Source organism: Natrinema thermotolerans (assembly GCF_031165565.1).
Classification (GTDB): Archaea; Halobacteriota; Halobacteria; order Halobacteriales; family Natrialbaceae; genus Natrinema; species Natrinema thermotolerans.
Window position 1 is genome coordinate 2,055,152 of sequence record NZ_CP101873.1, and the last position, 23,605, is coordinate 2,078,756.

Consider the following 23,605-nt stretch of genomic DNA (forward strand, 5'->3'; position numbering starts at 1 on the left):
CGATTCCTCTTTACTGCCGGAGGCGATTAGGTCGGGTATGAGCAGGTTCGCCGAGGTCGACGACCAGTACGACCCCCACGAACTCGAGCAGCGGGTCTTCGAGTACTGGGACGACGTCGACGCCTACGAGCAGACGGTCGAGCATCGGTCGGACGGTGAGTCGTTCTTCTTCGTCGACGGCCCGCCGTACACGTCGGGATCGGCCCACATGGGGACGACCTGGAACAAGTCGCTGAAGGACGTCTACCTCCGCTTCTTCCGGATGCAGGGGTACGACGTCACCGACCGCCCGGGCTACGACATGCACGGGCTCCCCATCGAGACCCGCGTCGAGGAGCGGCTCGGCTTCGAGAACAAGAAGGACATCGAGGAGTTCGGCGAGGAGAACTTCATCCAGGAGTGCAAGGACTACGCCGACGAGCAGCTCGAGGGCCTCCAGGAGGACTTCCAGGACTTCGGCGTCTGGATGGACTGGGACGACCCCTACCGGACGGTCGAACCGGAGTACATGGAGGCCGCCTGGTGGGGCTTTTCGAACGCCGCCGACCGCGGGCTCGTCGAGAAGGGCCACCGCTCGATCTCGCAGTGCCCCCGCTGTGAGACCGCGATCGCGAACAACGAGGTCGAGTACGAGGACGTCGAGGACCCCTCGGTCTACGTGAAGTTCGACCTCGAGGATCGGGACGGGAAACTCGTCATCTGGACGACGACGCCGTGGACGATTCCCGCCAATACCTTCGTCGCGGTCGACGAAGAGGGCGACTACGTCGGCGTCCGCGCGGAGAAAGACGGCGAGGAGGAACTGCTGTACGTCGCCGAGCCGAAGTTCGAGGACGTGCTGAAAGCGGGCCGGTACGACGACTACGAGGTCGTCGAGGAACACACCGGCGAGGACCTGCTCGGCTGGGCCTACGACCATCCGATGGCCGATCGCGTCCCCGCCCACCCCGACCACGAGGGAGCATGCGAGGTCTACGCGGCCGACTACGTCGACACGCACGGCGACGGGACCGGCCTCGTTCACTCCGCGCCCGGCCACGGTGAGGAGGACTTCGAGCGCGGCCGGGAACTGGGCTTCCCGATCTTCTGTCCCGTCGGCAGCGACGGCGTCTACACCGATCAGGGCGGCGAATACGAGGGCCAGTTTGTCCGCGACGCCAACGAGGAGATCATCGCCGACCTCGAGGCCGACGGCGACCTGCTCGCGTCGGAGACGATCTCCCACAGCTACGGCCACTGCTGGCGCTGTGACACGGGGATCGTCCAGATCGTCACCGACCAGTGGTTCATCACGATCACCGACGTGAAAGACGAGCTGCTCGACAACATCGAGGACAGCGAGTGGCACCCCGAGTGGGCCCGCGACAACCGCTTCCGGGACTTCGTCGAGGAAGCGCCGGACTGGAACGTCTCCCGCCAGCGCTACTGGGGCATCCCGCTGCCCGTCTGGACCCCCGAGGACCGCGACGACGACGAGGATCGAATCGTCATCAGCGACCGCGAGGAACTCGCCGAGCGGGTCGATCAGGAGATCGATTCCCAAACCGTGGACCTCCACAAGGACACCGTCGACGAGTTGACGATCACCGAGGACGGCACCACCTACACCCGCGTCCCCGACGTCTTCGACGTCTGGCTCGACTCCTCGGTCGCCTCGTGGGGCACCCTGAACTACCCCGAGGACGACAGCCGGTTCGACGAACTCTGGCCCGCCGATTTCATCCTCGAGGCCCACGACCAGACCCGGGGCTGGTTCTGGTCCCAGCTGGGGATGGGAACCGCCGCGCTCGGCGAGAGTCCCTATCAGGAGGTCCTGATGCACGGCCACGCGCTGATGCCCGACGGCCGCGCGATGTCCAAGTCCAAGGACATCCTGATCGATCCCCACGAGGCGATCGACCGCCACGGCCGGGACGTGATGCGGCTGTTCCTGCTGTCGAACAACCCACAGGGCGAGGACATGCGCTTCGACTGGGACGGGATGCAGACGATGGAGAACCACCTCCGGACGCTGTGGAACGTCTTCCGGTTCCCGCTGCCGTACATGCGGTTGGACGAGTTCGATCCCACCGAGACGACCCTCGAGTCGGTCGACGACCACCTCGAGCCCCTCGACGAGTGGGTGCTGGCCCGACTGCAGTCCACGAAAGCCGAGATGACCGCGGCCTTCGAGGAGTTCCGCCAGGACAAGGCGATCGACGCCCTCCTCGAGTTCGTCGTCGAGGACGTCTCGCGGTTCTACGTGCAGGCGGTCCGCGAGCGCATGTGGGACGAGGCCGACAGCGATTCGAAGCAGGCCGCCTACGCGACGCTCTACCGCGTGCTGCGGGAGACGGTCGCGCTGCTTGCCCCCTACGCGCCGTTCATCAGCGAGGAGATCTACGGGACGCTGACCGGCGACGACGGCCACCCGACCGTCCACATGGAGGACTGGCCCGCCGTCGAGGAGTACTGGGCCGACGACCAGCTCGAGACCGACGTCGCGCTCCTCCGTGCGATCGAGGAGGCCGGCGCGAACGCCCGTCAGCAGGCCGGCCGGAAGCTGCGCTGGCCCGTCCCGCGGGTCGTCGTCGCCGCCGACGATGACCGGGTCGTCGAGGCCGTGTCCCGCCACCCCGGCCTGCTCGAGGAGCGACTCAACGCCCGTGAGATCGAACTCGTCTCGCCCGGCGAGCGCTGGGGCGAACTCTCCTACAGCGCCGAGGCCGACATGAGCGAACTCGGGCCGGCCTTCGGCGACCGCGCCGGGCAGGTCATGAACGCACTCAACGAGGCCCGCATCGATGAGCCCGGCCTCGAGGCCATCGAAGACGCCGTTTCGGACGTCCTCGAGGACGACGAGGGGATCACCGACGAGATGGTTTCCTTCGTCACCCAGACCCCCGACGGCGTCGCCGGCACCGCCTTCGGCCTCGACGGCGACGACCGCGGCGTCGTCTACGTCGACGCCTCGCTGACCGACGACATCGAGAGCGAGGGCTATGCCCGCGAAGTCATCCGCCGGGTCCAGGAGATGCGTAAGGACCTCGACCTCGACGTCGAGGAACGGATCGCGCTGGATCTCACGATTGAGGACGACCGCGTGGCCGATCTCGTCGCCGAGCGCACGGACCTCATCAGCGAGGAAGTCCGTGCCGACGAGCGCCGCGCGGTCGAGGACGGCCACCGCAAGGAGTGGGGGGTCGAAGGTGTGACGATGGAAATCGCGCTCGAGCCGCTGGCGGCTGCTGAGGCGTCGGACTAGTAGTAGCCGAATCTCTCCTTCGTCAAGCCAGCGCTACCACTGCATTCGCAGATTGATTGTCCAGCCTGCGGTGGCGCGCGCTGTCGACTGTCCGAGCGATAGCGAGGACGGTCGACGCCACCGTGCGAGGGATGAGCGAAGCGACCATCGGGAGCGAACGAATCGGCTGGGGAGGGCGTGGTTCTCATCGTTGCCACGGTAGCAGGATACTTTGTGTGAGAACCATATCACGAACTGCTGTTCCATTCACACTCTGTTCGACTGGCCGTGACCGGAACGGAGTGTCCTGCTACCGTGGCAATACGGAATTGCCACGCCCTCCCCAGCCGATTCGTTCGCTCCCGATGGTCGCTTCACTCATCCCTCGCGCAGCGTCGACGGCCGCCTTCGTTCGCACTCAGGCGGCCGACAGCGCGCGCCACCCGCAGCGAGTGAGGGCAGTGAGCGCAGTTCGTCCACCGACTGCGTCTCGAGAATCACTCGATTCCGGATATTTCGAGACCGAGTGACAGTAACGCTGCCATAAAAGTCTTGTCCGCTGATTCACCAGTGGGGGGTAGTGACCTCCCGGTTCGTGACCCTCGCGTTCGTCGTCTTGCTCGCCTGTAGCCTCCCGGCCGGCATCGCCGCCGGGACACCGACCGATCGAGCGCCCGCGAGCGCCGATCTCGAGAGTCCATCCGTCGGCGCGGCAGCGACTGGGAGTTCGTCGGACGTCCTCCATCGAACGACGACGCTCCGCCATCGGCCGACCGACACCGATGTCTTCGAGACGGAAACGACGTTTCGGGTGCCCGACTCGGTGACTGAACTCGAGATCGAACTCGAGCGAGGTGCGACCGTCGAGTCGACGACGGGGTTCGAGCGGACCGGCGAGCGGACCCTCGAGTGGACGGGGGCGACCGACGAGCCGACGGTCCGATATACGATGCCGGCCGATCGAACGGGTACCCAGGGTGCCAGCGCGACCGGCGAGGGATATTCCTTCGTCGACACCGGCGAGTGGGCGGTCGTCCCGGTCCCGGACGTGGCGATCTCGCTGCGTCGGACGGATCCGGTCGGCATCGAGGAGACGGTTCGGGTGGACGGCCCCGGCGCGACCGGCGGCGATATCGCCTTCTTCGGCGCGGTGACCGAACGCGAACGGACCGTCGATGGGGAGCGGTTCCGGCTGGCCGTCCCCGAGGCCGCGACGCTCGAGGAGTCGCCCGACACGATCCTCTCCGCACTGGTCGACGCGAGCGACCGGCTCGAGGTCGGCGCGCGACCCGACGAGGTGTTCGTCGTCGCGGTCCCCGACACCGTCGACTGGGGGCCGCGGGGCATCCAGTACGGCGAGTCCGACGCCTGGGTCGTCGCGGACGAACCGCTCGACAGTCCGAACCCGGCCTGGCTCCACGAGTACGTCCACGTCCGCCAGCGCTTTGCCAACACCGCCGACGGGACGACGACCGAGACGGAGTGGGTCGTCGAGGGACAGGCCGATTACCACGCGGGACTGCTTGCTCTCGAGGCCGGTTACACCGATTTCGAGGGGTTCAGCCGACTGCTCGAGCGCGGGACGGAGTCGCCCTACGCCGACGGCGCGCTCGCCGACCCCGGGACGTGGGAGCACGAACGGACCGATTACGTCAAAGGCGCGCTCGTGGCCGGCGAGATCGACCGCCAGTTACGCGTTGCGACCGACGGTGATCGAACGCTGGCGGATGTCGTCCGGGAACTGAACGCCGACAACGGAACGGTGACCGAGTCGGACTTCCTCGGGACGATCGGGGAGTACGGCGGCACGGCGGTCCGGACCGATGCCGAGCGCTACACTCGCACGGACGCGACGCCCGCCGTGTGGAGTCGAACGGACCACCGCGCCGCGTTCGACCAGTCGGTCGCGAGCTTCGAGTACGGGTTCGGGACGGGTCCGATCGAGGTCGCTGGCGAGGAGTGGCCGCGGTGGTCGGCGTCCGAGGCGGGCGTCGACGCCGGCACTGACGAGGTGATCGTCGTGCCCGCCGGCGAGTCGGTGACGCTCCCGGCGACGGTCACCAACGTCGGCGAGCGCGAGGGGACGTACGATTTGACGCTGGGGGCCGACGGCCGAACCGTCGATCACCGGCAGGGGACGCTCGCACCCGGCGGGGAGCGGTCCCACCGGCTCTCGTGGACACCCGCAGAACCCGGGACGTACGTCCTGCGGATCGGCTCGGATCGAGTGACGGCCGTCGTCCGCTCGTCGCCGAGCGTGACCGTCACCGACCTCCGGCTCGAGCCCGAGGCGGTCGACCCCGGCGAGCCGGTGACGGCGACCGCAACCGTCGAGGCCGCCGGTGACGGGCCCGGGGCTGCCGTTCTCGCGTTCCGGACCGTCGACGGCGTCGCCGCCAAGCGACCGGTAGCGGTTCGTCCCGACGGGACGGCGACGGTCGAAGCCGAACTCCGGTTCGACGAGGCGAGTCGGTACGAGGTCGGCGTCGGCGAGCGAACGGCGACGGTCAGCGTCGGCGAGACGGGGCCGGCCGCGGCGATCGACGACGTCCCCGGCTTCGGGGTTTTGGCGACGCTCGGCGCGTTCCTTCTGCTGGTCGTGACCGTTCTGGCGGCTCGGCGACGATAATTCCCGTGCCGGCACTCACTCGAAGTCGACCCGGAACCGACAGGCGTCGGCCCCGTCCGCGACGCAGTCGGTTTTCGTGACCGTCGCGTCGGCGTCGAACGCAGCGACGAGCCCGTCGAGAATTCCGTGGGCGAGCCCGCAGTACTGGCGATCTCGGTGAGTGTCGTACGTGACGATCGCGTGATCGGACTCGCGAGTACAGGACAGCTTCGGCAGCGACGTCTCGTCGGTTGCGGTTTCGATGTCGTCGTAGACGTCTTCGAGACCGACCAGCAACTCGGGCAGGTCCCAGTCGCTGCCGACGTGTGCGCTGAACGTCGAGAGTAGTTCCGGGGCCAGCCGCCGGCCGAAATCGCGTTCGATCGCGTCCCTGTCCTGCGTCGCCATCCCCGAGAGCGTCTCGAGGATGGCGTCGATCTCGTCGTCGTCGTAATGCGAGACGGGCAGGTACAGCTGTGGCTCCAGTTCCGAGCGTTCGACGATCGTGTCCCAGGTGTCGTCGTCGGTCCGTTCGACGACGTACTCCTCGAGGGTCTTGTGGACGATTCCGTGCATCGGGCTCCCCCGCGTCGCCGAGCGGTCGATCCGACCGCAGTCGTGCGACGCGATACCACCTAGACCCGTGTTCGGCGGCTACTTAATCGTTTACTTACAGGTGTTCGGCGATCGTGGGGGCGACCGAGACGGTATCGACGCCCCGCTCGATGGTGTCGGTGCCGTAGATCGCTTCGACACCGGCTCGAGAGAGCTTCGTGACGGCATCGCGGGCCAACAGCGGGTGAACGCAGGTGACGAACAGGCGGCCGGCGTCGCGATCGCAGAGGACGCTGACGGCCTCGCTCATCGTCGATCCCGTCGCGATGATGTCGTCGACGACGACGACGTCGCGGCCGGCCACGTCGACGTCGCTTGGCGAGATTTCGACCTCGGTACCGGAGTGGCGGGTCTTCTCGAAGTAGTCGGTTTCGCCCGTCCCGTAGGCGTCGCGGGCCGTCTCGGCCAACTCGATCGCGCCAGCGTCCGGCGAGAGAAAGACGGGTTCGGTGAGGTCGTCGGGAAGGGGATCGGCTAGCCGGCCCGCCGCGTCGACGGCCGTCGCCGTCGGCTCGAAGAACTCGCAGACGGCGGTTTCGTGGGGGTTGACCGTCAGCACGCGGTCGCTCCCGGTCGAAATCGCGCGGGCGACCGCTCGCGCGGAGACGGGATGGCCCGGTTCGAACGCCGCGTCCTGACGGCCGTATCCCATGTAGGGGAGGACGGTGACGACCTCCTCGACGCCGGCCTCGCGGACGGCGTCCTGGAGCTGGAGTAGTTCGAGGTGGGCGTCGCTCGAGACGGTCGAGGCGACGATCACGGCTCGATCGGGGTCGGCCTCGGCAACGCCGGGGGCGGCCGCGAGCAGTTCGCCGTCGGGAAAGCGGTCGTACTCGACGGCGGCGAGCGATTCCTCGAGTTCGCGTGCCAGCGCCGCGGCCAGGGCCTGCGACGCGGATCCGCTGACGATCATAGTCGGTTCGACAGCGCGGGGGCTAAACCAGTTTTCGTTCTGGACCCACACCCTCGTTCGGGCAGGCGTGAGCGCGGCCGGCGGGGCCTGTCACGTGTCGGTGTCGTCGACGCTCGGATCGCCGGCACCACACGGTCCGCTGGTCGTATCGCTCAGGAGCGTCAGTTCCCCGTTCCGATCGATCCGAACGAAGAGGTTCAGACACGACGGGTCGTTCCAGTCCGCCGGCGTGACTTCGACCGGCTCGCCCTGATCGAGCCGCGTCGTCACGCGGAACTGCCCCGACTCGGTCGGCCAGTTTCGATCGAGGGTCGTCCCGCCGCCGGCCTCGAGTTCCTCGGTCGCCCAGTCCTCGATTTCCCGGTCGAATTCGACGATGATGTCGACCGTGTGGGCATCGCCGTCTAGGTTGTCGACGGTGATCTCGCCGAGGATCGTCCCGTCGACCGTTTCGCTTTCGGTTTCCCCGTCGGCGGGGTCGTCGGTCCCGCCGTCCCCGGATCCGTCACCGTTCCCGTCGTCGCCGTCGTCACCGCCCATGCAGCCGGCGACCGTGCCGGTGAGGGCAGTACCGCTTACGGCGAGCAGTTTCCGTCGTGGTAGCGCTCCCATATATCCCGTGGGTAGCAGCCCACGTAATTAAACCTCCGTCAGACGCGGATCGGCGGTCTCCCGCTATCGCACGGCCAGCCCGGTCACGTCTCGGACCCCGATCGGGTGCGGTCGCCATCCGTCCTCGGCGGCCGCTAGGAATGTTCCGTCCTCGGTCACGGCGTAGACCGTCTCGCCGTAGCCGACGTCGACGATCGGTTCGCTCGCGTCCGGGAGCGCGTCCCACTCGTCGTCGCCGGCGTAGCCGTATACTTCCTCGCTCGCGACTGCGTGTGCGCGCGTCAGCGTCCCCTGTTCCGATTGGGGGTCCGCCGAGACGGCATCGAACGGTCCCCCGCGGACCGCCATCCACCCGTTGCCCAGTTTGTATAGGCCCTCGGCGGTGGCCGCGAGCGGGACGCCGGCGGCCGAGACGTCTCGTACGTCGGTCAGACCAGCGTGGTCGAGTCCGCCGTCGTGAACGCGGTAGACGCCGTCCGCGGTGCCGACGAGGTCGCCGTCGATCGCCCGCACTGCCGCGACGGGCTCGCCCTCGAGCGCGGCCCACTCCTCCGCCTCAGTTTCCCGGCGGGCGATCCGGCCGTCGGGACCGGCAGCGATCAGGTCGCCGTCGTCGTACCCGACGGCGACCGCCGGGCCGAACCCGGTCTCGGCGAACGTCTCCTCGCCCCCGTCTCCGTCCTCGAGCGGGGCCACCCGGACGTCCTCGTCGGTCGCGATCGCGACGCTCTCGTCGGTCGTCGCGACGCCTCGAGCCGGATGGCGGTCGCAGAGACCGAACTCGCCGACGGTGTCGCCGGCGACGCGGACCCGAACGACACCGAACGCGCTCGCGACGTAGGCGGTGATCGCGCCCTCTCGGTCGCCGTAGACGCGTTTCTCCTCGATCGAGTGCATACGTGACCGTGGACGGGACGGGCCGAAAACGTTCCGTCCCGGGGCCGTCTTCGGGAGCGGTTTGCGGAATCACTATGGGGCGTCCCCGCCGACTAACGCGTAATGGAGATATTCGGATCGAGCGGGACGCGGGGCGTCGCCAACGAGGAGTTGACGCCCGCGTTCGTCCTCCGCGTCGCGAAGGCGGCGGGGACGATCTGGGCCGAGGACGCCGGCGCGGAACGGGTCGGGATCGCCCGCGACACCCGCTACACCGGACGAATGCTGGCCGATGCGGCCGCGAGCGGGCTGGCGAGTATCGGCATCGACGTCGACCGACTGGGGATCGTTCCGACGCCGGGGGCACAAACCTACGCCGAACACGAGGCGGTCCCGGTGATCGTCGTCACGGCCTCGCACAACCCGCCCCAGTACAACGGGATCAAACTCGTCGGGGCCGACGGCGTCGAACTCTCGGTCGCGACCCTCGAGACCATCGAGGACCGACTGCTGACCGAATCGTTCACCGCGGCCGCCTGGGACGAGACGGGCCGGGTCCGCGAGATCGACGGCGTTCGCCGGGCCTACGTCGAGGGGTTGCTCGCGGCCGCCGACCGCCAGCCGATCGCCGACGCGGACCTGACCGTCGCGCTGGATCCCGGCCACGGCGCTGGCGCGCTGACCAGCCCGGAGTTCTTCCGGGAGTTGGGCTGTCGGGTCGTCACCGTCAACGGCCAGCCCGACGGCCACTTCCCCGGGCGCGACCCCGAACCCGTCCCCGACAACCTCGCCGATCTGGGCCGGCTCGTCCGGTCGACCGACGCCGACGTCGGGATCGCCCACGACGGCGACGCCGACCGGGCCATCTTCTTCGACGAGGACGGCGAGTACGTCGAGGGCGACGCCACCCTCGCGGCGCTTTCCGCCGCCGAACTCGAGGCCGGCGACACGACCGTCTCGGCGGTCAACGTCTCCCAGCGGCTCGTCGACGTCGTGAACGAGGTCGGGGCCGACCTCGAACTCACCCCGATCGGTTCGACGAACATCATCACCCGCATCCGCGAACTCGAGGCCTCGGGCCAGCGGGTCCCGATCGCCGGCGAGGGCAACGGCGGGATCTTCTTCCCGAACTACCGGCTCTCGCGGGACGGGGCCTTCACCGCGGCCCGGTTTCTCGAACTGGTCGCCGAGCGGCCGGTCAGCGAGATCGTCGCCCCCTACGACGGCTACGTCAACGTCCGGCGCAACCTCGAGTACGAGTCGACGGCGGAACGCGACGCGATGCTCGATGCGGCCGCTAACCAGGCCAAAGCGGCCGATGCGGACCTCAACACTCGAGACGGCTACCGGCTGGATTACGGCGACGCGTGGGTGCTGGCCCGCCCCTCCGGCACCGAGCCGCTCGTCCGGATCTACGCCGAGGCCCGCGAGGGCGACCGCGCCGAGGAACTCGTCGCGGACATGTACGACGCGCTGGCCGACGCGAAGGCCGACGCCTGAACCCGGTTTCTATCGTCCGCTCGAGCGGCCTAACTGTTCAGTACAGGCCATGCAGGTCTCGAAGTAGTAATTAGCTCTACCCTCTATTAACAGAAGGCATATATTATAGAAATACTATATATTATCTATGAATGACGATCAGTATTTGCTGTTAACAGCACATCTCCGTTCGATTCGTTCGGCTATCGTTGCCTTAGCGTTTGCAGTTCTTGCTGTTGTGACTATTATAAGTGGAGACAAATCGTGGACAGTATATCTGATTTTCATTAGTATCGCTATTTGTCTGTATTCTCTCTTTCAAACTTCTGACAATTCGTAGCTCAATCTATCGTGTTTCATACGCATCTGTACTGAACAGCGCGACCGACTCAGGGAACAATCGTTACCGGAACCGCGGCCCGCCGCGTAACCCCCTCTGCGACGCTGCCCAACAACAGCCGCGAGACGCCCGCCTTCCCCTCGCTGCCCATCACGATCGCGTCGACGTCGGCCTCGTCGACGTACTCGAGGATCGCCTCGGCCGCCCCCTCGCCCTCGACGACGGTCGTCTCGAGCGACCGGCCATACTCCTCGGCGATCGCCCGCGCGTCGGCGAAGAAATCCGGCTCGTCGGCCCCCGAAACGATGCCCTCGTAGTCGGCCGTGAGGTCGTCGACCGCGTGGACGACCGTCACGCGGTCGGCCGGCACCCACTCGAGGGCGTGGTCCAGTGCCGCCCGCGCCGGCTCGGAGTCGTCCATCGGCACGAGGACGTGTCTGCCCATACGCGTCGTTCGGCTGGCGGCGGCTAAAGTACGGGGGGCGGCTCGAGGGGGGTGCGCCGACGCGGAGACTCGCGTCCGGTCGACGCCTCAGACCGGGTCCTCGGTTTCGAGCGCGTCCTCGAGCCGCTCGCGTTCGTCCCGCAACTCCTCGAGTTCGGCTTCGACGCGGCCGTCGGTCAGCCGTCGGCGCTGGTCGGCCGAGAGCTGTGTGACCGCCTGGGCGGCCGTCTGGAGCCGATCGTAGTCGGGATCGGTCGCGAGCAGCCGGACCTCGCGGAGGTTCGCCACGACGTCCTCGTCTGCGATCCGGGCGACGAAGGGGCGATACTCCCGCGCCCGGCGGCGCAGTGCGCCGGCCGGTTCGGGCGGCCAGTCGACCGTCAGCGGTTCGGCGTCGATCCCGTCGAGAAACGTCTGCTGGGTCGCCACGTTGCGCTTGAGTTCGTCCGCGCTGTCGACGTAATGAGAGAGCTTCGACCGGGAGTAGTCGGCGTACTCGAGCAGTTCGGGGATCGTGTACTCGCCGGCGTCGTTCTCGCGGACGTACCGCGACAGGTCCGCCGGTGGCCGCTCGTAGCCCACGAACGGGTACCACCGACTCCGCTCGAGCAGGTCGAACACCTCGCGGGCGCTCGCCTCGAGCCGGTACTCGCGGAACGCCTCGCGGACGGCCTCGTTGTAGCGCTCGATCGGCTCGCGGAGCCGCTCGACGGGGGCGTCTAAGTCGGCGGTCGCGAGTTCGAGCAGGCGCTTGCGGTCGTCGATCTCGTCCTCGACGGTCCGGAGGCGCTTGCTCGCGGTCTTCCGGGCCTCGGCCAACTCCGCGCGGGCGCTCTCGCGGTCGTCGAGCAAATCGGCGTACTCGGCGGCGGGTTCGAGGGCCTCGCGGGCCCGTTCGAAGTCCGACTCGCTGAGCCGGCGCTTGTCGATCGCCTCGAGGGCGTCCTCGAAGGCCTCGTGTTCGGGCAGGTCCTCGGAGAGCCCGGAGACGAGCCCGTCGAACTTCCCCTCGAGTTCGATGTAGGCCTGGAAGTTCTCCTTGCCGGTGCCGGTCGCGCGGTCGACGTAGTCCTCGAGCAGGGTCTCGGCCCGCCGATAGGCCGTCGCGACCTCGTCGACCGTTTCTTCGTCGTGGTCGGCGATGCGGTCCTCGATCGTCTCGAGACGGTTCCGGGCGGCCTCGAGTTCCTCGAGCGGGGTCGGCCCGTCGTCGCTCCCTGCGGTAGCGCCTGCGTGCGCGTCGGAGGGCGGAGCGCGTTCGCTCATCCTATTCGTAGACGGCGTCGGGGTCGAACACTTGTTCGCCGACGGTCTCGCCCTCGATCGTCCGGTAGAAGCACGACCGGTGGCCGGTGTGACACGCGCCGCCCTCCTGGTCGACCAGATAGAGCAGGGTGTCGGCGTCGCAGTCGACGCGGACCTCCCTGACGGACTGGACGTGGCCGCTGGTTGCGCCCTTTTCCCATAACTCCTCGCGGCTCCGCGAGTAGTAGTGTGCCCGGCCCGTCTCGCGGGTCCGCTCTAAGGCCTCCGGCGAGACGTACGCGAGCATGAGTACCTCGCCGGAGTCGGCGTCCTGTGCCACGGCGGGGACGAGTCCGTCCTCGCCGAAGTCGACCGAAACTGCCTCGTCCATACTCGCGGTATCGGTCGTCCGAGCGATAGGTCTTTTGCCGCGACTCGGTCGTCGCAAGCGCGTCGAAAAATGGTCCCCTAGCGTCCCTGCCAACTCCAGCGGCCGACGACGACAAGCGCGACCGCGACCGCCAGCAGGCCGACCGTGATGGCGACCGTCGACGCCGCTTCGGCCAACCCCGGGGCCAGCAGCAGGCCGATCACTAAGAACAACAGCCCGAAGATCGAGACCAGCGAGACGCCGATCCCCTCCCGGATACCCCATCTCGTGTCGGCAGCGTCCTCGCGGGCGCTGTCGGTCGGCTGCTGTACGGTCCCGCGATCCTGAATTGTCATGTCGTTCGCCTCCGCTAGAACTGAGGCTCCCGACGGGGATAAAGCGCGTTCACGAGCGGCTGGACTGTCCGTGTGGTGGAGGGATCAGGTTCGCTCGAGCGTGAGTGTCCGGCCTCTAGTAGCGGACGGTACTGCTACTACGGTGCTTTTAGTAAGATACGGCACTAAGAGTACAACTAAGAATGAGTGGTAATACAACTAGTCCAGAGGTAGTACGCGTTTCGCAGAAGGGGCAGGCAACCATCCCGAAGGCGTTACGTGAGAAATTCGGTATCGAGACGCCTGGCGAGGTGTTCGTCTACGAGGAGAGTGATCGAATCGTCATCGAACCGGTTCCGTCACCGGACGAACTCCACGGAATCCACGCCGACGCACACGAACCCGGCTCGATTACCGAACGGATGCACGAACTCAAAGACGAAGACCGCCGCCGTGAGGCAGAGCGCTTCGAACGACTACGGCCCGATAGCGACGAATGACCGAGTGCTACGTTTTCGACACCGAAGCCATCATCGCATACTTCTACGGCGAACCCGGACACGAAGTCGTTGCAGACCTCCTTTCGGACGTTTTCGCCGGTGACGCGGACGGCTTTCTCGCGGACGCGAACGCCAGCGAAGTGTTCTATCTCGTCGCTCGGTTCGAGGGGGCCAACGACGGAACGCCGACCACCCATTCGTTTCGCGTCGCCGACCGCGATCTCCGTGCCCTCGAGCGACGCGGAGTGGCCGTCGCAACTCCCGACTGGCGACTCGTCGGGGAAGTAAAGGGCGACGGACGCATTTCGCTGGCCGACGCGGCCGCCGTTGCACTCGCGTCCGAACGCGACGCGACGCTCGTCGTCGGTGGCGATGACGATTTCGACGATCTCCCGCTCGAGGTGTCGTGCGAGCGGTTCCGTGACCACGGCGTATAGTCTCCAGCCGAGACGCAATCGACGTGCGTGGACCGTCTCGACGGTCGAAAGCGGGTCCGTCCCGATCGCTCAGTTCTGACCGTTCAGCGTGATGTCGTTGATCCCGATGATCCGCTCGTCGGACTCGAGTTCCTCCTTGGCCTCGACCGGGACCTCGCTGTCGACGTTGTAGACGGTCAGTGCCTCGCCGCCGATGGTCTCGCGGGCGTTGAACATGCCGGCGATGTTGACGTCGTACTCGCCCATCACGGAGCCGATCTGGCCGATAACGCCGGGCTCGTCGGTGTTGCGGGCGATGACCATCCGGCCGTGGGGGATGGCGTCGACGCGGTAGCCGTCCACGCGGACGATCCGGGGATCGTTGCCGGCGAACAGGGTTCCGTCGACGGAGACCTCGTCGTCGTCGTTGCTGACGGTCACCGAGATCAGGCTCTGGAAGTCCTCGGCCTGTCGCGTTTTCGATTCCGTCACATCGACGCCCCGATCCTCGGCGATCTGGGGTGCGTTGACGGCGTTGACCTGCCACTCGAGGGGCTGGAAGACGCCCTTGAGCGCCGAGGCGGTGACGAACTCGATGTCCTCGTCGGCGATCTCGCCCTCGTAGACGACTTCGACGTCCTCGATGCGGCCCTCGAGCAGTTGCGCGGCGACCTTGCCCGCGGTCTCGGCGATCTCGATGTAGGGCTCGACGCGGGGGAACGCGCTCTCGTCGATCGAGGGGGCGTTCAGGGCGTTCGCGACGGGTTCCTCGGCCAGTGCAGCGTTGACCTGACTGGCGGTCGAAGTGGCGACGTTCTCCTGGGCCGCCTCCGTCGACGCGCCGAGATGGGGGGTGACGATGATCTCGTCGTGTTCTAGAAGCGGTGAGTCAGCGGACAGGGGCTCCTCGGCGAAGACGTCGATCGCCGCGCCGGCCAGCGTCCCGTCCTCGACCTTGGCGGCCAGCGCATCCTCGTCGACGACGCCCCCGCGGGCGCAGTTGACGAGGTAGCCGTCGCCCAGCAGATCGAGTTCGTCCTCGCCGATCAGCCCCTCCGTCTCGGGGGTCAGCGGCGTGTGGACGGTCACGAAGTCGGCGGCCTCGAGACAGTCCTCGAACTCGACGAGTTCGGCACCGATGCGGTCGGCGCGCTCCTCGCTGATGTAGGGATCGTAGGCGACGATGTCCATGCCCAGCGAGTCGAGTTTCTTGGCGACCTCCTGGCCGACGCGGCCGAGGCCGACGACGCCCAAGGTCTTGCCGTCGAGTTCGGCTCCGAGATAGTCGCTTTTGGCCCACTCGCCGTTTTTCAGGCGGATGTGTGCCTGGGGAATCGAGCGAGCGGTCGCGAACGTCATCGCGACGGTGTGTTCGGCGGCCGCCCGAACGTTGCCCTCGGGGGCGTTGGCGACGATGACGCCGTTGTCCGTTGCGGCGTCGATGTCGATGTTGTCGACGCCGATGCCGGCCCGGCCGACGATGGCCAGCTCTTCGGCGGCCTCGAGGACCTCCTCGGTGACCTCGGTCCCGGAGCGAACGATCATGCCGTTGGCGTCCGAAACCGCCTCGAGGAGTGCCTCGCCCTCGAGTTCGTAGCCCGTTTCGACCTCGTGGCCGGCGTCTCTGAGTACGTCCAGACCCGCGTCCGCGATCGGATCCGTGACGAGAACCTTCATGCGCGAGACAACCGGGCGGAACACGTAAACCCTTCCGTTGTGGTCGGGGCCGGCAAAAAATACCGCTGTCTGTCCGCCCTCGTCGTCCCATCGACCGAGAATTACGGCCAAGAGTTATCAATCGACGGACGACAGTATGTACGTATGTACGACAAAATTCTGCTGCCGACCGACGCTGCGGAAGGAACGGAACTCGCGATCGAACACGCCGTCGCCGTCGCCGAGGACACCGGTGCGGACCTCCACCTGCTGTACGTCGTCGACAGCGACGTCTATAACTCCTACAGCGGGGACGAGTACGTCCACGAGTTCGAGAGCCTCGAGGCCGCGCTGGAACACGTCGGCGAGGAGGCCCTCGAGTCGGCCGCCGAAGCGGCCCGAGACGCGGGTCTCGAGCCCACGACGGTCGTCAGACACGGCCGCCCCCACGAACAGATCCTCGAGTACGCCGACGAGGCCGACGTCGACATGCTCGTAATGGGGTCGAAGGAACGGTCCGGCGACTACCGCCAGCTGCTCGGGAGCGTCACCGATCGCGTCGCGCGATTGGCCTCTCGTCCGGTGACGATCGTCAAGACCCCGGTCGAGGACGGCGAGTAGGATCGTCCGTTATTTCGCTCGCGGGAGGCGGACGACGACGCAACTCCCCGCGCCGTCGCGGGACGTGTAGTCGAGATAGCCCCCGTAGTCGTCGACGATGAGGCTGGCGAGCCACAGCCCCAGCCCGTTGCCGTGTCTGACCTGCGTGATCGGTTCGTCGTTGAAGATGCCGGCCCGCTCGGATGCGGGGATGCCGGGCCCGGTGTCGGCGATCCGAACGGCGACCGTTTCGGCGCTTTCGTCGACGCCGATTTCGACGGCCGGCTCGGCCGCGTCGGCGTGGACGATCGCGTTGTGGACGAGTTCCTCGAGAACGGTCGCGAGCCGATCGTCGCCGGCGACGACGGCGGCCGTCGCCCCGGTGATCGTGATCGTACTCGCGGGATGTCGGTCACGGAGGTCGTCGACGACCGTCTCGAGGACGTCACCGACGGCCACCGGCCGCCGCGGGCGACCGTCCTCGAGGGTCACGTCGGCGAGTTCCTTCGCCGACTCGTTGAGATCGATCAACGACGCGGCCGTCGCCGCGATTTCGGCCGCATACTCGCGGTGAGTCTCGTCCTCGAGTTCCGCCAGCAGTGTCTCCGCGAACCCGCTGATGACGTTGAGTTCGTTGCGGAGGTTGTGCCGGAGCAGTCGGTGGAGGACTCGTAGGTGCTGTTCCCGGAGTTTCAGCGGCGTGATGTCCCGTCCCTCGGTGACGAGCAGCTGAATCTCGCCCCGTTCGTCGGTGATCGGCCGGATCGAAAAGTCGATGATCGCGGTTCGGTCGGCACCTCGGATCCGGAGTTCGTCCCGGAACAGCTCTCCGTCGCCGGCGCGTTTGACGGCCTCGAGTGCGGTTTCGCGCGCCGCGTCGTCCAGTTGGAACCAGTCGGTGTCCCAGACCGGCTTGCCGACGACGTCGGTTCGTTCGACCCCGGCGAAGGAAAGCGCCGTCCGGTTGACTTCGAGGACGGTCCCGTCGGGCTCGAGGAGACCGGTGAACTGGTAGGTGTTGTTGAAGACGGCCTCGAAGCGGCGCTGTCGGGCCTTCCGGTCGGAGAGATCACGAAAGAGGCCGGTGAACAGCCGCTGGCCCTCGTGGGTGTGTTCCCGGAGGCTTACCAGCACGGGGACTTCGTGGCCGTCCTTGTGTAACGCGGGGAGTTCGATCCCGTCCCAGTCGATGTGTTTCTCGCCGGTTCGGAGATACTTCTCTAACCCGGCGGCGTGGGCGTCCTGCAGCCGTTCGGGGATCAATGTCATCTTCGAGGAGCCGATGAGTTCCGCGGGGCTGTAGCCGAGGATTTCCTCGATCGCGGGGTTGGCGAAGACGATGGTACTCTCTTCGTCGATGGTCAGCAACCCCTCGGAAGTGTTGGCGACCAACTGCCGGAAGAACTCGCCCTCCTCGAAGGGAAACAGCGGCGACTCGAGGTCGTCGGTCGAACTCGACCGCTCACGCGCCCGGTCGCCGTCGGTCACGCCAGGGAAACAGTGCGCTGAACCTATATAAACATCGGCCACCGGGCGGAAACGTGAGACGATCGGCGTCGGTTACCGAGACGGTCCGGCCAGTCGCGAAACGGCGGCGACGGCGGCCCCGACCACGACCGCGAACGCGCTCACGCCGGCGGCGAGTCCCCTTTCCAAGGCGCGACGGCGATTCCCGTCGGCCGACCGCTCTCCGCTGGGTCGGCGTCGCTCTCGTTGGCGTCCGCGTCGCCGTCCGACCGGTCCGCTTCCTCGAGACTCGACCCCTTCTCGTACCCGAAACATAGTATCTCTGACACATACGCGCTACTGTGGGCGGCTCGATACTACGTTTCGGTTCGGCTCTGGCTGAACGAACGGCAACTCTCGCGATGGGAAACCTGAACTGGTTTATCCCGGGACGGTCAACCGGCGAGCGATGACAGTCGTCGCTTTCGACTTCGATGGGACGCTTTCCGATTCCGAGATGACGGTCCTGCTGGGTGACCGCCGTGGCGTCGCCGCGGACATGGACGAGATCACCGAGCGTGCGATGAACGACGAGATCGAGTACGCCGAAAGCCTGCGCAAGCGCGCGGCCCTGCTCGAGGGACTGCCCGAAGCCGAGGCCGAGGCCGCTTTCGACGAGGTCGTCCTCCGCGAGGGCGCGGCCGACCTCATCGCCGAGTTGAACGACGCCGGCGTCACGACCGCCATCCTCACGGGTGGGTTCGAGCGCGGGGTCGCGGCCGCGTTGGAGCGCGAGGGCGTCTCCGTTGATCACATCGTCTCGAACCGGCTGCCGATGAAAGCGGGCGAGAGCGAGGCGACAGCCTCGGACAGTACGAGCGGCGATCAGCCGCGAGTACTCACCGGCGCGGTCGAGGGGCCGCTGATCGAGGGCACCAAGGACGACGCGCTGGCGGACCTCGCCGACGAGGTCGGCGTCGACCTCGCCGACACCGTCGCGGTCGGCGACGGGGCCAACGACCTGCCGATGCTCGAGGTCGCGGGGCTGGCGATCGGGTTCGAACCCAAACCGGCGGTCGAACCCCACTGTGATACCGTTGTCTCGACGATGGCCGAGGCCCGCGAGACGCTCGTCGCGGACGGCGTCCTCGCCGACGAGTGACCGTCCCGTAATCGCTGGTTGTATCACGCGCCGATATTCGATCTCCGCCACTGACCGTCTCCCTTCGACGTTTCTGCTCGTCCTCTAGTTCGGCGTGAATCTCGGGTCTAACTGCCGATTTCCGCACCGAGGGAGTTATTAACTCGTGGCCGAGTAAGTACTGCTGATGATGTGGCAAGACCTCGTATTCATGCTCGGCAGCGGCCTCTCGATCGTCTTCCTCGCGCCGACCCTGCGCGACTCGAGCGCGCGGGTCCCCCTCGGCACGAGTCTCCCGTCGATGGGGATCGGCTTCGTCTACGCGACGACGTTCTTCACGCTCGGGATGACTTTTTCGGCGATGGGCGCGTTCGCCGCCGGCTCGATGTGGTCGCTGATCGCGCTGTTCCGATCGCCCCAGGGCATCTCGATGAAGTTGTTCGCCCGGGAGAACCTCGCGCTGTTCGTCTCCGATCTCCAGTACTGGCTCGCGCGCCGCCGATCGGCCGATTCTCACGCTGAACAGTACCTCGCGCTCGAGCAGGGTCGCGAACAACAGTACTGACTCCTTCGACTATAGTCTCGTGCTGAACCCGCCATTCTACCATCCCACGGTCGTGACAGTCCGTTTGTGTTCGTCTCGACCGGGTGAGAAACCGATTGGTTCGGTCTATTGAGCGAGTCGGCTCCGTGCGTCGATGCGGACCGATCGTTACTGGATCTTCGCCATCACCGTTTCGAGGGCGTCGCGGGGCTGGGTGAGCAGGCCGCCGACGGCACCAAGGATCGCCGGCACGATGATCCCAGCGAAGAGGAGCGCGTCGGTCATCGACGGACCGAATTTGGCGTTAGTGGTGACCGAATCGCCCGCGTCGTTGAGGTACTCGGTGACCTCGAGGCCCAGCACACCGCTGCCCTCGGAACCGATGAGGCTCGCGACGGTGGGCACTTCGGAGTAGCTGTGGCTCATCAGGAACGCCGCGATGGCGGCGAACGCAACGTAGGGGAGCGCGACGGTGACACCCGCCTTCGCGGCGTCGACGGTATCGTCGGCGTCGGTGTACTTGGCGACCGCGTACCCGGCAGCAACGATCCCCCCGACCGTCACGAGGAAGAGAAACAGCGCCGACAGGAAAAATGGGCTACCCGGGCCGCTGCCGAACGCGGCAGCGTGATTCGGGGCATCGCCGAGCGCCGCGGCTTCGCCGTCGACTTCGAATCCCGTCCCGAACACGCTGAGGTAACTCCACCCGGCAGCCTTCCAGGAAGGAACCATCTCCGTGATGACCAACGAGTCCTCACCCGTTCCGACCGCCTCGGCGATCGGCGATGACTGTGCCGTCGCGATCATCGTCAGGAGCAGGTGCGTGAGATACGTCGCGACGACGGCGATGGCCCCGAACACCGCCCCCTCTTTGACCGGCAGTTCGTTCCCGCTGCCCTGCGGGACCTGCCGCTGTACATCCGATTCATCCTCGTAATCGAGTTGCTTCCCGTCTGACATCACCAATACATCAGCCAGACAGGTATTATAATTTACGGCACTGTTTCCCGCTGATACCGATATTGGCTGGCGAAATACCGTGTGAACCGTCCCAACTACCTGTCGACTTTCCGTCTGGTATCGGTGCTGGCACGATCTCACTCGGAGAACAGGCTCGTGTGGACCGGCGCGAACTCACCGGAGTCGTCGGACTCGGATTCCGGTTCGGTGTCGGTGATCGCCCGCCCCTCGAGCCCGCTTGCGAGCAGGTCCGACAGCGGCGGGCCGACCTTCTCGGGTTCGACGAGGAAGGCGTCGTGGCCGTGATCGGACTCGACGACGTGGTGGGCGACGTCGACGCCGGCCGCGCGGGCGGCCTCGGCCAGCGCTTCGGCCTGCTCGGTGGTGAAGTGCCAGTCGCCGGTAAAGGAGAGCAAGAGGAGTTCGCCCTCGAAGGCCGCCAGCGCATCGGCGTCTCCCTCGTAGCCCGCCGACAGATCGAAGTCGTCCATCGCGCGGGTCATGTAGAGGTAGCTGTTGGCGTCGAACCGATCGACGAACTTGTCGGCCTGATAGTCCAGATAGGACTCGACCTCCCGATACGGGAAGAAGGCGGCCGCGGGGTCTGGCTGTTCCTCGCGGACCGTCTCCCGGCCCGCCGACCGCCGGCCGAACTTCCGGCCCATCGAGGCCTTCGAGAGGTACATGATGTGGCCGATCTGGCGGGCTCGAGCCAGCCCCTCCTCGGGTTCGGCCCTCCCGTCGGACGAGTCCGACGACCCTCCGTTCGCGTCGCTCTCGGAGGCGCCGTAGTAGTGGCCGCCGTTCCAGTTGGGATCGCTCGTGATGGCCCGGCGGGCGACGGTATCGAGCGCGAGACACTGCGGATCGAGGCGGGCGGCGGTCGCGACCGCACCGGCGCGTTCGACGTCGTCCGGATAGCGCCGGAGCCAGTCCAGGACGTTCATCCCGCCGACGCTGCCGCCGACGACCGCGCGGAGCCGGCCGACGCCGAGTTCGTCGAGCAGTTTCCGCTGGGCGCGGGTCCAGTCGCCGACCGTGACCGGCGGGAAGTCGGTGCCGTAGGGTTTGCCCGTCTCGGGGTTCTCGCTGGCTGGGCCGGTCGTCCCGTAGCACGATCCCGGCACGTTCGCACAGACGACGTAGTACTCCGTCGTGTCGATGGCCTTCCCGGGGCCGACCACGTCGCCCCACCAGGCCCGGGCCTGTCCTGCGGTCTCGTCGCCCGCGTCCGGCCGGCGGGCGACGTGGGCGCTGCCGGTCAGCGCGTGACAGATCAGCACCGCGTTATCGCCGGTGAACTCGCCGTAGGTCTCGTAGGCCACCTCGAGGGTCGGGATCGACTCCCCCGAGAGGAACTGGAACTCCCCGAGGTCGGCCGTCTCTTTCGTCGTCACGCCGTCTCACCCGCCGCTTGCGTCGCGGCGGCGATCGCACTCTCGAGGTCCGCGAGGATGTCTTCGGGGTCCTCGATACCCACCGACATTCGGACCAGATCGTCGGTGACGCCGGCCTCCTTGCGCTCTTCGGGCGTGAGTTGGCCGTGGGTGGTGCTGGCTGGGTGGATCACCAGCGTCTTCGCGTCGCCGATGTTCGCGAGGAACGAGGCCAACTCGACGTTCTCGCAGAAGGCCTTGCCCGCCTCGTACCCCTTCTCGAGGCCGAACGCGACCATCCCGCCGTAGTCCTCGAGATATCGCTCGGCGTTGTCGTGGGTCGGGTGGTCCGCGAGGCCGGGATGGGTGACCCAGGCCACGGCCTCGTGATCGTCGAGGTAGTCGGCGACGATCCGGGCGTTCTCGCAGTGTTTCCCGACGCGCAGCGGCATCGACTCGAGGCCCTGCAGCGTCTGCCAGGCGTCGAACGGCGACTGCTGGTTACCGAGGCTGCGCAGCGAGCGGAACCTGGCCGCGGCGGCGAAGGGAGCCTCGGGGAAGTCCCGCGAGAAGTCGACGTCGTGATAGGCGTGGTTCTGGCCCGCGATCTCGTCGTAGCCGTGGTCGCCCCAGGGAAACGAGCCGCCATCGACGAGGACGCCGCCGACCGTGGTCCCGGAGCCGTGGAGCCACTTGGTCGTCGACTCCCAGACGATGTCGGCCCCGTGTTCCAGCGGTCGACACAGCGCCGGCGTCGCGAACGTATTATCGACGACGAGGGGGACGCCGTTGTCGTGGGCGATCTCGGCGACCCGCTCGAAATCCGGCGTCACCAGCGAGGGGTTGCCGATCGTCTCGACGTGGACGAAAGCGGTGTCCTCGTCGATGGCCTCAGCGTAGGCGTCGTACTCGAGCGTGGGGACGAACGTCGGTTCGATGTCCCGCCGAGTTGCGGTTTTCGAGAAGTAGGCCGTCGTCCCGCCGTAGGTGTCGGTCGAACAGACCACGTTGTCGCCCGCCTCGGCGAGGATCAGGACGGCGGCGTCAAGGGCGGCCATGCCGCTGCCGGTCGCGACCGCGCCCGCACCCCCCTCGAGGTCGGCGAGGCGGTCCTCGAGCGTGGTGACCGTGGGGTTGGCCATCCGCGAGTAGATGTAGCCATCGTCCTCGAGGGCGTATCGGTCGGCGGCGGTATCGGCGTCCTCGAAGACGTAGGAGGTCGTCTGATAGATCGGCGGTGCCATTGCACCGGTTTCCGGATCCGGAGACTGGCCGGCGTGGACGCTGCGGGTGCCGAGCCCGCGCTCCTCGTTATCGGCGGTATCACCGCCTCCATCCCGGGACACCTCCGGTGTCTCACCGTCGGCGTCGTACCCGTCGCTGGCGTCGTCGTTCATGTTTCATATGCATACTTCTCCACATTCATATGCACCGCAGTAACGGCAAAAATAGCAGCCTAGACATTCACATGCACGGGCTCCGTCGACGACTCCACGTCACCTGCAGGCTCAATCGCTATCCGCGGGGGCCGCTACCCTCGAGCCGTGCAGACAGTGTTTCACCTCATCGCCGACGAGTCGGCACAGCGAGCGACCGCACTCACGATCGCGCAGAACCTCACCGAGGACGACTCCGTCGATGTGGACGACATCGCTATCGTCGCACAGGCCGACGGCATCGAACCGTTGACGGCCGGCGGCGACGGCAGCGAAATGGTCGAATCGCTGCTCGAGTCGGGTGTCGCGGTCAAGGCCTGCGGGAACACGCTCGACCTGAAAGACCTCGCCGAATCGGACCTGGTCGAGGGCGTCGAGACCGTCCCCTCGGGCGGCGGCGAACTCACGCGACTACAGAACGAAGGCTACGCTTATATTCGTCCGTAGCCCGCCTCCGCACGGCCTCGGC

The 23,605-nt window shown here is 66.9% G+C and carries 23 protein-coding genes; 9 read left to right on the plus strand and 14 right to left on the minus strand.

Annotation, left to right across the window (positions count from 1 at the left end):
- The first annotated feature begins 37 nt into the window (after positions 1 to 37).
- Together ileS and NP511_RS10635 are read left to right on the plus strand one after the other, a co-directional pair.
- Positions 38 to 3,244: an isoleucine--tRNA ligase gene (gene ileS, locus NP511_RS10630; protein WP_049965211.1), complete on the plus strand. Its 3,207-nt coding sequence runs from the start codon at positions 38 to 40 to the stop codon at positions 3,242 to 3,244.
- 559 nt (positions 3,245 to 3,803) lie between these two features.
- Entirely contained in the window at positions 3,804 to 5,852 is a 2,049-nt protein-coding gene (locus NP511_RS10635) for a CARDB domain-containing protein (protein ID WP_049965210.1), read from the plus strand.
- Between the two features lie 15 nt (positions 5,853 to 5,867).
- Here NP511_RS10635 and NP511_RS10640 read toward each other — a convergent pair whose 3' ends face one another.
- The 4 genes from NP511_RS10640 to NP511_RS10655 all read right to left on the minus strand — a co-directional run bounded on the left by NP511_RS10640 (position 5,868) and on the right by NP511_RS10655 (position 8,868).
- Positions 5,868 to 6,407 carry a heme NO-binding domain-containing protein gene (locus tag NP511_RS10640; protein ID WP_049965209.1) on the minus strand — a complete coding sequence of 180 codons (540 nt, stop codon included), beginning with the start codon at positions 6,405 to 6,407 and terminating at the stop codon, positions 5,868 to 5,870.
- Between the two features lie 94 nt (positions 6,408 to 6,501).
- Positions 6,502 to 7,359: a ribose-phosphate diphosphokinase gene (locus tag NP511_RS10645; RefSeq protein WP_049965208.1), complete on the minus strand. Its 858-nt coding sequence runs from the start codon at positions 7,357 to 7,359 to the stop codon at positions 6,502 to 6,504.
- A gap of 90 nt (positions 7,360 to 7,449) precedes the next feature.
- On the minus strand, positions 7,450 to 7,971 hold the full coding sequence (locus NP511_RS10650; protein WP_049965206.1) for a hypothetical protein: 522 nt from the start codon (positions 7,969 to 7,971) through the stop codon (positions 7,450 to 7,452).
- Positions 7,972 to 8,034: 63 nt separating this feature from the next.
- On the minus strand, positions 8,035 to 8,868 hold the full coding sequence (locus tag NP511_RS10655; RefSeq protein ID WP_049965205.1) for an HVO_0234 family beta-propeller protein: 834 nt from the start codon (positions 8,866 to 8,868) through the stop codon (positions 8,035 to 8,037).
- 102 nt (positions 8,869 to 8,970) lie between these two features.
- On the opposite strand from NP511_RS10655, the gene glmM reads away from it, so the two are divergent.
- On the plus strand, positions 8,971 to 10,347 hold the full coding sequence (gene glmM, locus NP511_RS10660) for a phosphoglucosamine mutase (RefSeq protein ID WP_049965203.1): 1,377 nt from the start codon (positions 8,971 to 8,973) through the stop codon (positions 10,345 to 10,347).
- A gap of 368 nt (positions 10,348 to 10,715) precedes the next feature.
- Here the strand turns inward: glmM and NP511_RS10665 are convergent, their stop codons facing one another.
- The 4 genes from NP511_RS10665 to NP511_RS10680 all read right to left on the minus strand — a co-directional run bounded on the left by NP511_RS10665 (position 10,716) and on the right by NP511_RS10680 (position 13,082).
- A complete protein-coding gene (locus tag NP511_RS10665; RefSeq protein WP_049965201.1) occupies positions 10,716 to 11,111 on the minus strand; it encodes a universal stress protein in 396 nt (131 codons plus the stop codon).
- Positions 11,112 to 11,198: 87 nt separating this feature from the next.
- Complete coding sequence (locus tag NP511_RS10670) at positions 11,199 to 12,377, minus strand: DUF7118 family protein (RefSeq protein ID WP_049965200.1); 1,179 nt, start codon at positions 12,375 to 12,377, stop codon at positions 11,199 to 11,201.
- A 1-nt stretch (position 12,378) separates the two neighbouring features.
- Positions 12,379 to 12,747: a phosphoribosyl-AMP cyclohydrolase gene (gene hisI / locus NP511_RS10675; RefSeq protein ID WP_006648536.1), complete on the minus strand. Its 369-nt coding sequence runs from the start codon at positions 12,745 to 12,747 to the stop codon at positions 12,379 to 12,381.
- Between the two features lie 77 nt (positions 12,748 to 12,824).
- The gene (locus NP511_RS10680) at positions 12,825 to 13,082 is read right to left on the minus strand and encodes a hypothetical protein (protein ID WP_006648537.1); all 258 of its coding nucleotides are present in this window, start codon (positions 13,080 to 13,082) and stop codon (positions 12,825 to 12,827) included.
- A gap of 182 nt (positions 13,083 to 13,264) precedes the next feature.
- Between NP511_RS10680 and NP511_RS10685 the strand changes: the two genes are divergently transcribed.
- Together NP511_RS10685 and NP511_RS10690 are read left to right on the plus strand one after the other, a co-directional pair.
- On the plus strand, positions 13,265 to 13,561 hold the full coding sequence (locus NP511_RS10685) for an AbrB/MazE/SpoVT family DNA-binding domain-containing protein (RefSeq protein ID WP_049965198.1): 297 nt from the start codon (positions 13,265 to 13,267) through the stop codon (positions 13,559 to 13,561).
- Positions 13,558 to 13,998 carry a PIN domain-containing protein gene (locus NP511_RS10690; protein WP_049965197.1) on the plus strand — a complete coding sequence of 147 codons (441 nt, stop codon included), beginning with the start codon at positions 13,558 to 13,560 and terminating at the stop codon, positions 13,996 to 13,998. Before NP511_RS10685 ends, NP511_RS10690 begins: the two co-directional genes overlap by 4 nt.
- A gap of 69 nt (positions 13,999 to 14,067) precedes the next feature.
- Here the strand turns inward: NP511_RS10690 and serA are convergent, their stop codons facing one another.
- Positions 14,068 to 15,654 (minus strand): phosphoglycerate dehydrogenase, encoded by a 1,587-nt coding sequence (gene serA, locus NP511_RS10695; protein WP_049965196.1) that lies wholly within the window; start codon positions 15,652 to 15,654, stop codon positions 14,068 to 14,070.
- Positions 15,655 to 15,798: 144 nt separating this feature from the next.
- Here serA and NP511_RS10700 point away from each other — a divergent pair, with 144 nt between their 5' ends.
- Entirely contained in the window at positions 15,799 to 16,254 is a 456-nt protein-coding gene (locus tag NP511_RS10700) for a universal stress protein (protein WP_006183188.1), read from the plus strand.
- A gap of 9 nt (positions 16,255 to 16,263) precedes the next feature.
- On the opposite strand, the gene NP511_RS10705 is transcribed toward NP511_RS10700, so the two are convergent.
- Positions 16,264 to 17,721, minus strand: a complete 1,458-nt coding sequence (locus NP511_RS10705; RefSeq protein WP_049965195.1) for a PAS domain S-box protein — start codon at positions 17,719 to 17,721, stop codon at positions 16,264 to 16,266.
- A gap of 140 nt (positions 17,722 to 17,861) precedes the next feature.
- Positions 17,862 to 18,029, minus strand: coding sequence for a hypothetical protein (locus NP511_RS10710; RefSeq protein WP_158413753.1), 168 nt, complete (start codon positions 18,027 to 18,029; stop codon positions 17,862 to 17,864).
- A 119-nt stretch (positions 18,030 to 18,148) separates the two neighbouring features.
- Between NP511_RS10710 and NP511_RS10715 the strand changes: the two genes are divergently transcribed.
- Positions 18,149 to 18,841, plus strand: coding sequence for an HAD family hydrolase (locus NP511_RS10715; protein ID WP_049965194.1), 693 nt, complete (start codon positions 18,149 to 18,151; stop codon positions 18,839 to 18,841).
- Between the two features lie 166 nt (positions 18,842 to 19,007).
- Positions 19,008 to 19,385, plus strand: a complete 378-nt coding sequence (locus NP511_RS10720) for a hypothetical protein (RefSeq protein ID WP_049905506.1) — start codon at positions 19,008 to 19,010, stop codon at positions 19,383 to 19,385.
- Positions 19,386 to 19,532: 147 nt separating this feature from the next.
- On the opposite strand, the gene NP511_RS10725 is transcribed toward NP511_RS10720, so the two are convergent.
- From NP511_RS10725 to NP511_RS10735, 3 genes are all read right to left on the minus strand, one after another.
- Positions 19,533 to 20,324 carry a DUF7978 family protein gene (locus NP511_RS10725; protein ID WP_006648544.1) on the minus strand — a complete coding sequence of 264 codons (792 nt, stop codon included), beginning with the start codon at positions 20,322 to 20,324 and terminating at the stop codon, positions 19,533 to 19,535.
- 137 nt (positions 20,325 to 20,461) lie between these two features.
- Entirely contained in the window at positions 20,462 to 21,721 is a 1,260-nt protein-coding gene (gene metX / locus NP511_RS10730; protein WP_049965193.1) for a homoserine O-acetyltransferase MetX, read from the minus strand.
- Positions 21,718 to 23,097: an O-acetylhomoserine aminocarboxypropyltransferase/cysteine synthase family protein gene (locus NP511_RS10735; RefSeq protein WP_084158264.1), complete on the minus strand. Its 1,380-nt coding sequence runs from the start codon at positions 23,095 to 23,097 to the stop codon at positions 21,718 to 21,720. The genes metX and NP511_RS10735 overlap by 4 nt, the downstream gene beginning before the upstream one ends.
- Positions 23,098 to 23,244: 147 nt before the next feature.
- Between NP511_RS10735 and NP511_RS10740 the strand changes: the two genes are divergently transcribed.
- A complete protein-coding gene (locus tag NP511_RS10740; RefSeq protein ID WP_049965192.1) occupies positions 23,245 to 23,583 on the plus strand; it encodes a DsrE family protein in 339 nt (112 codons plus the stop codon).
- The last annotated feature ends 22 nt before the right edge of the window (positions 23,584 to 23,605 follow it).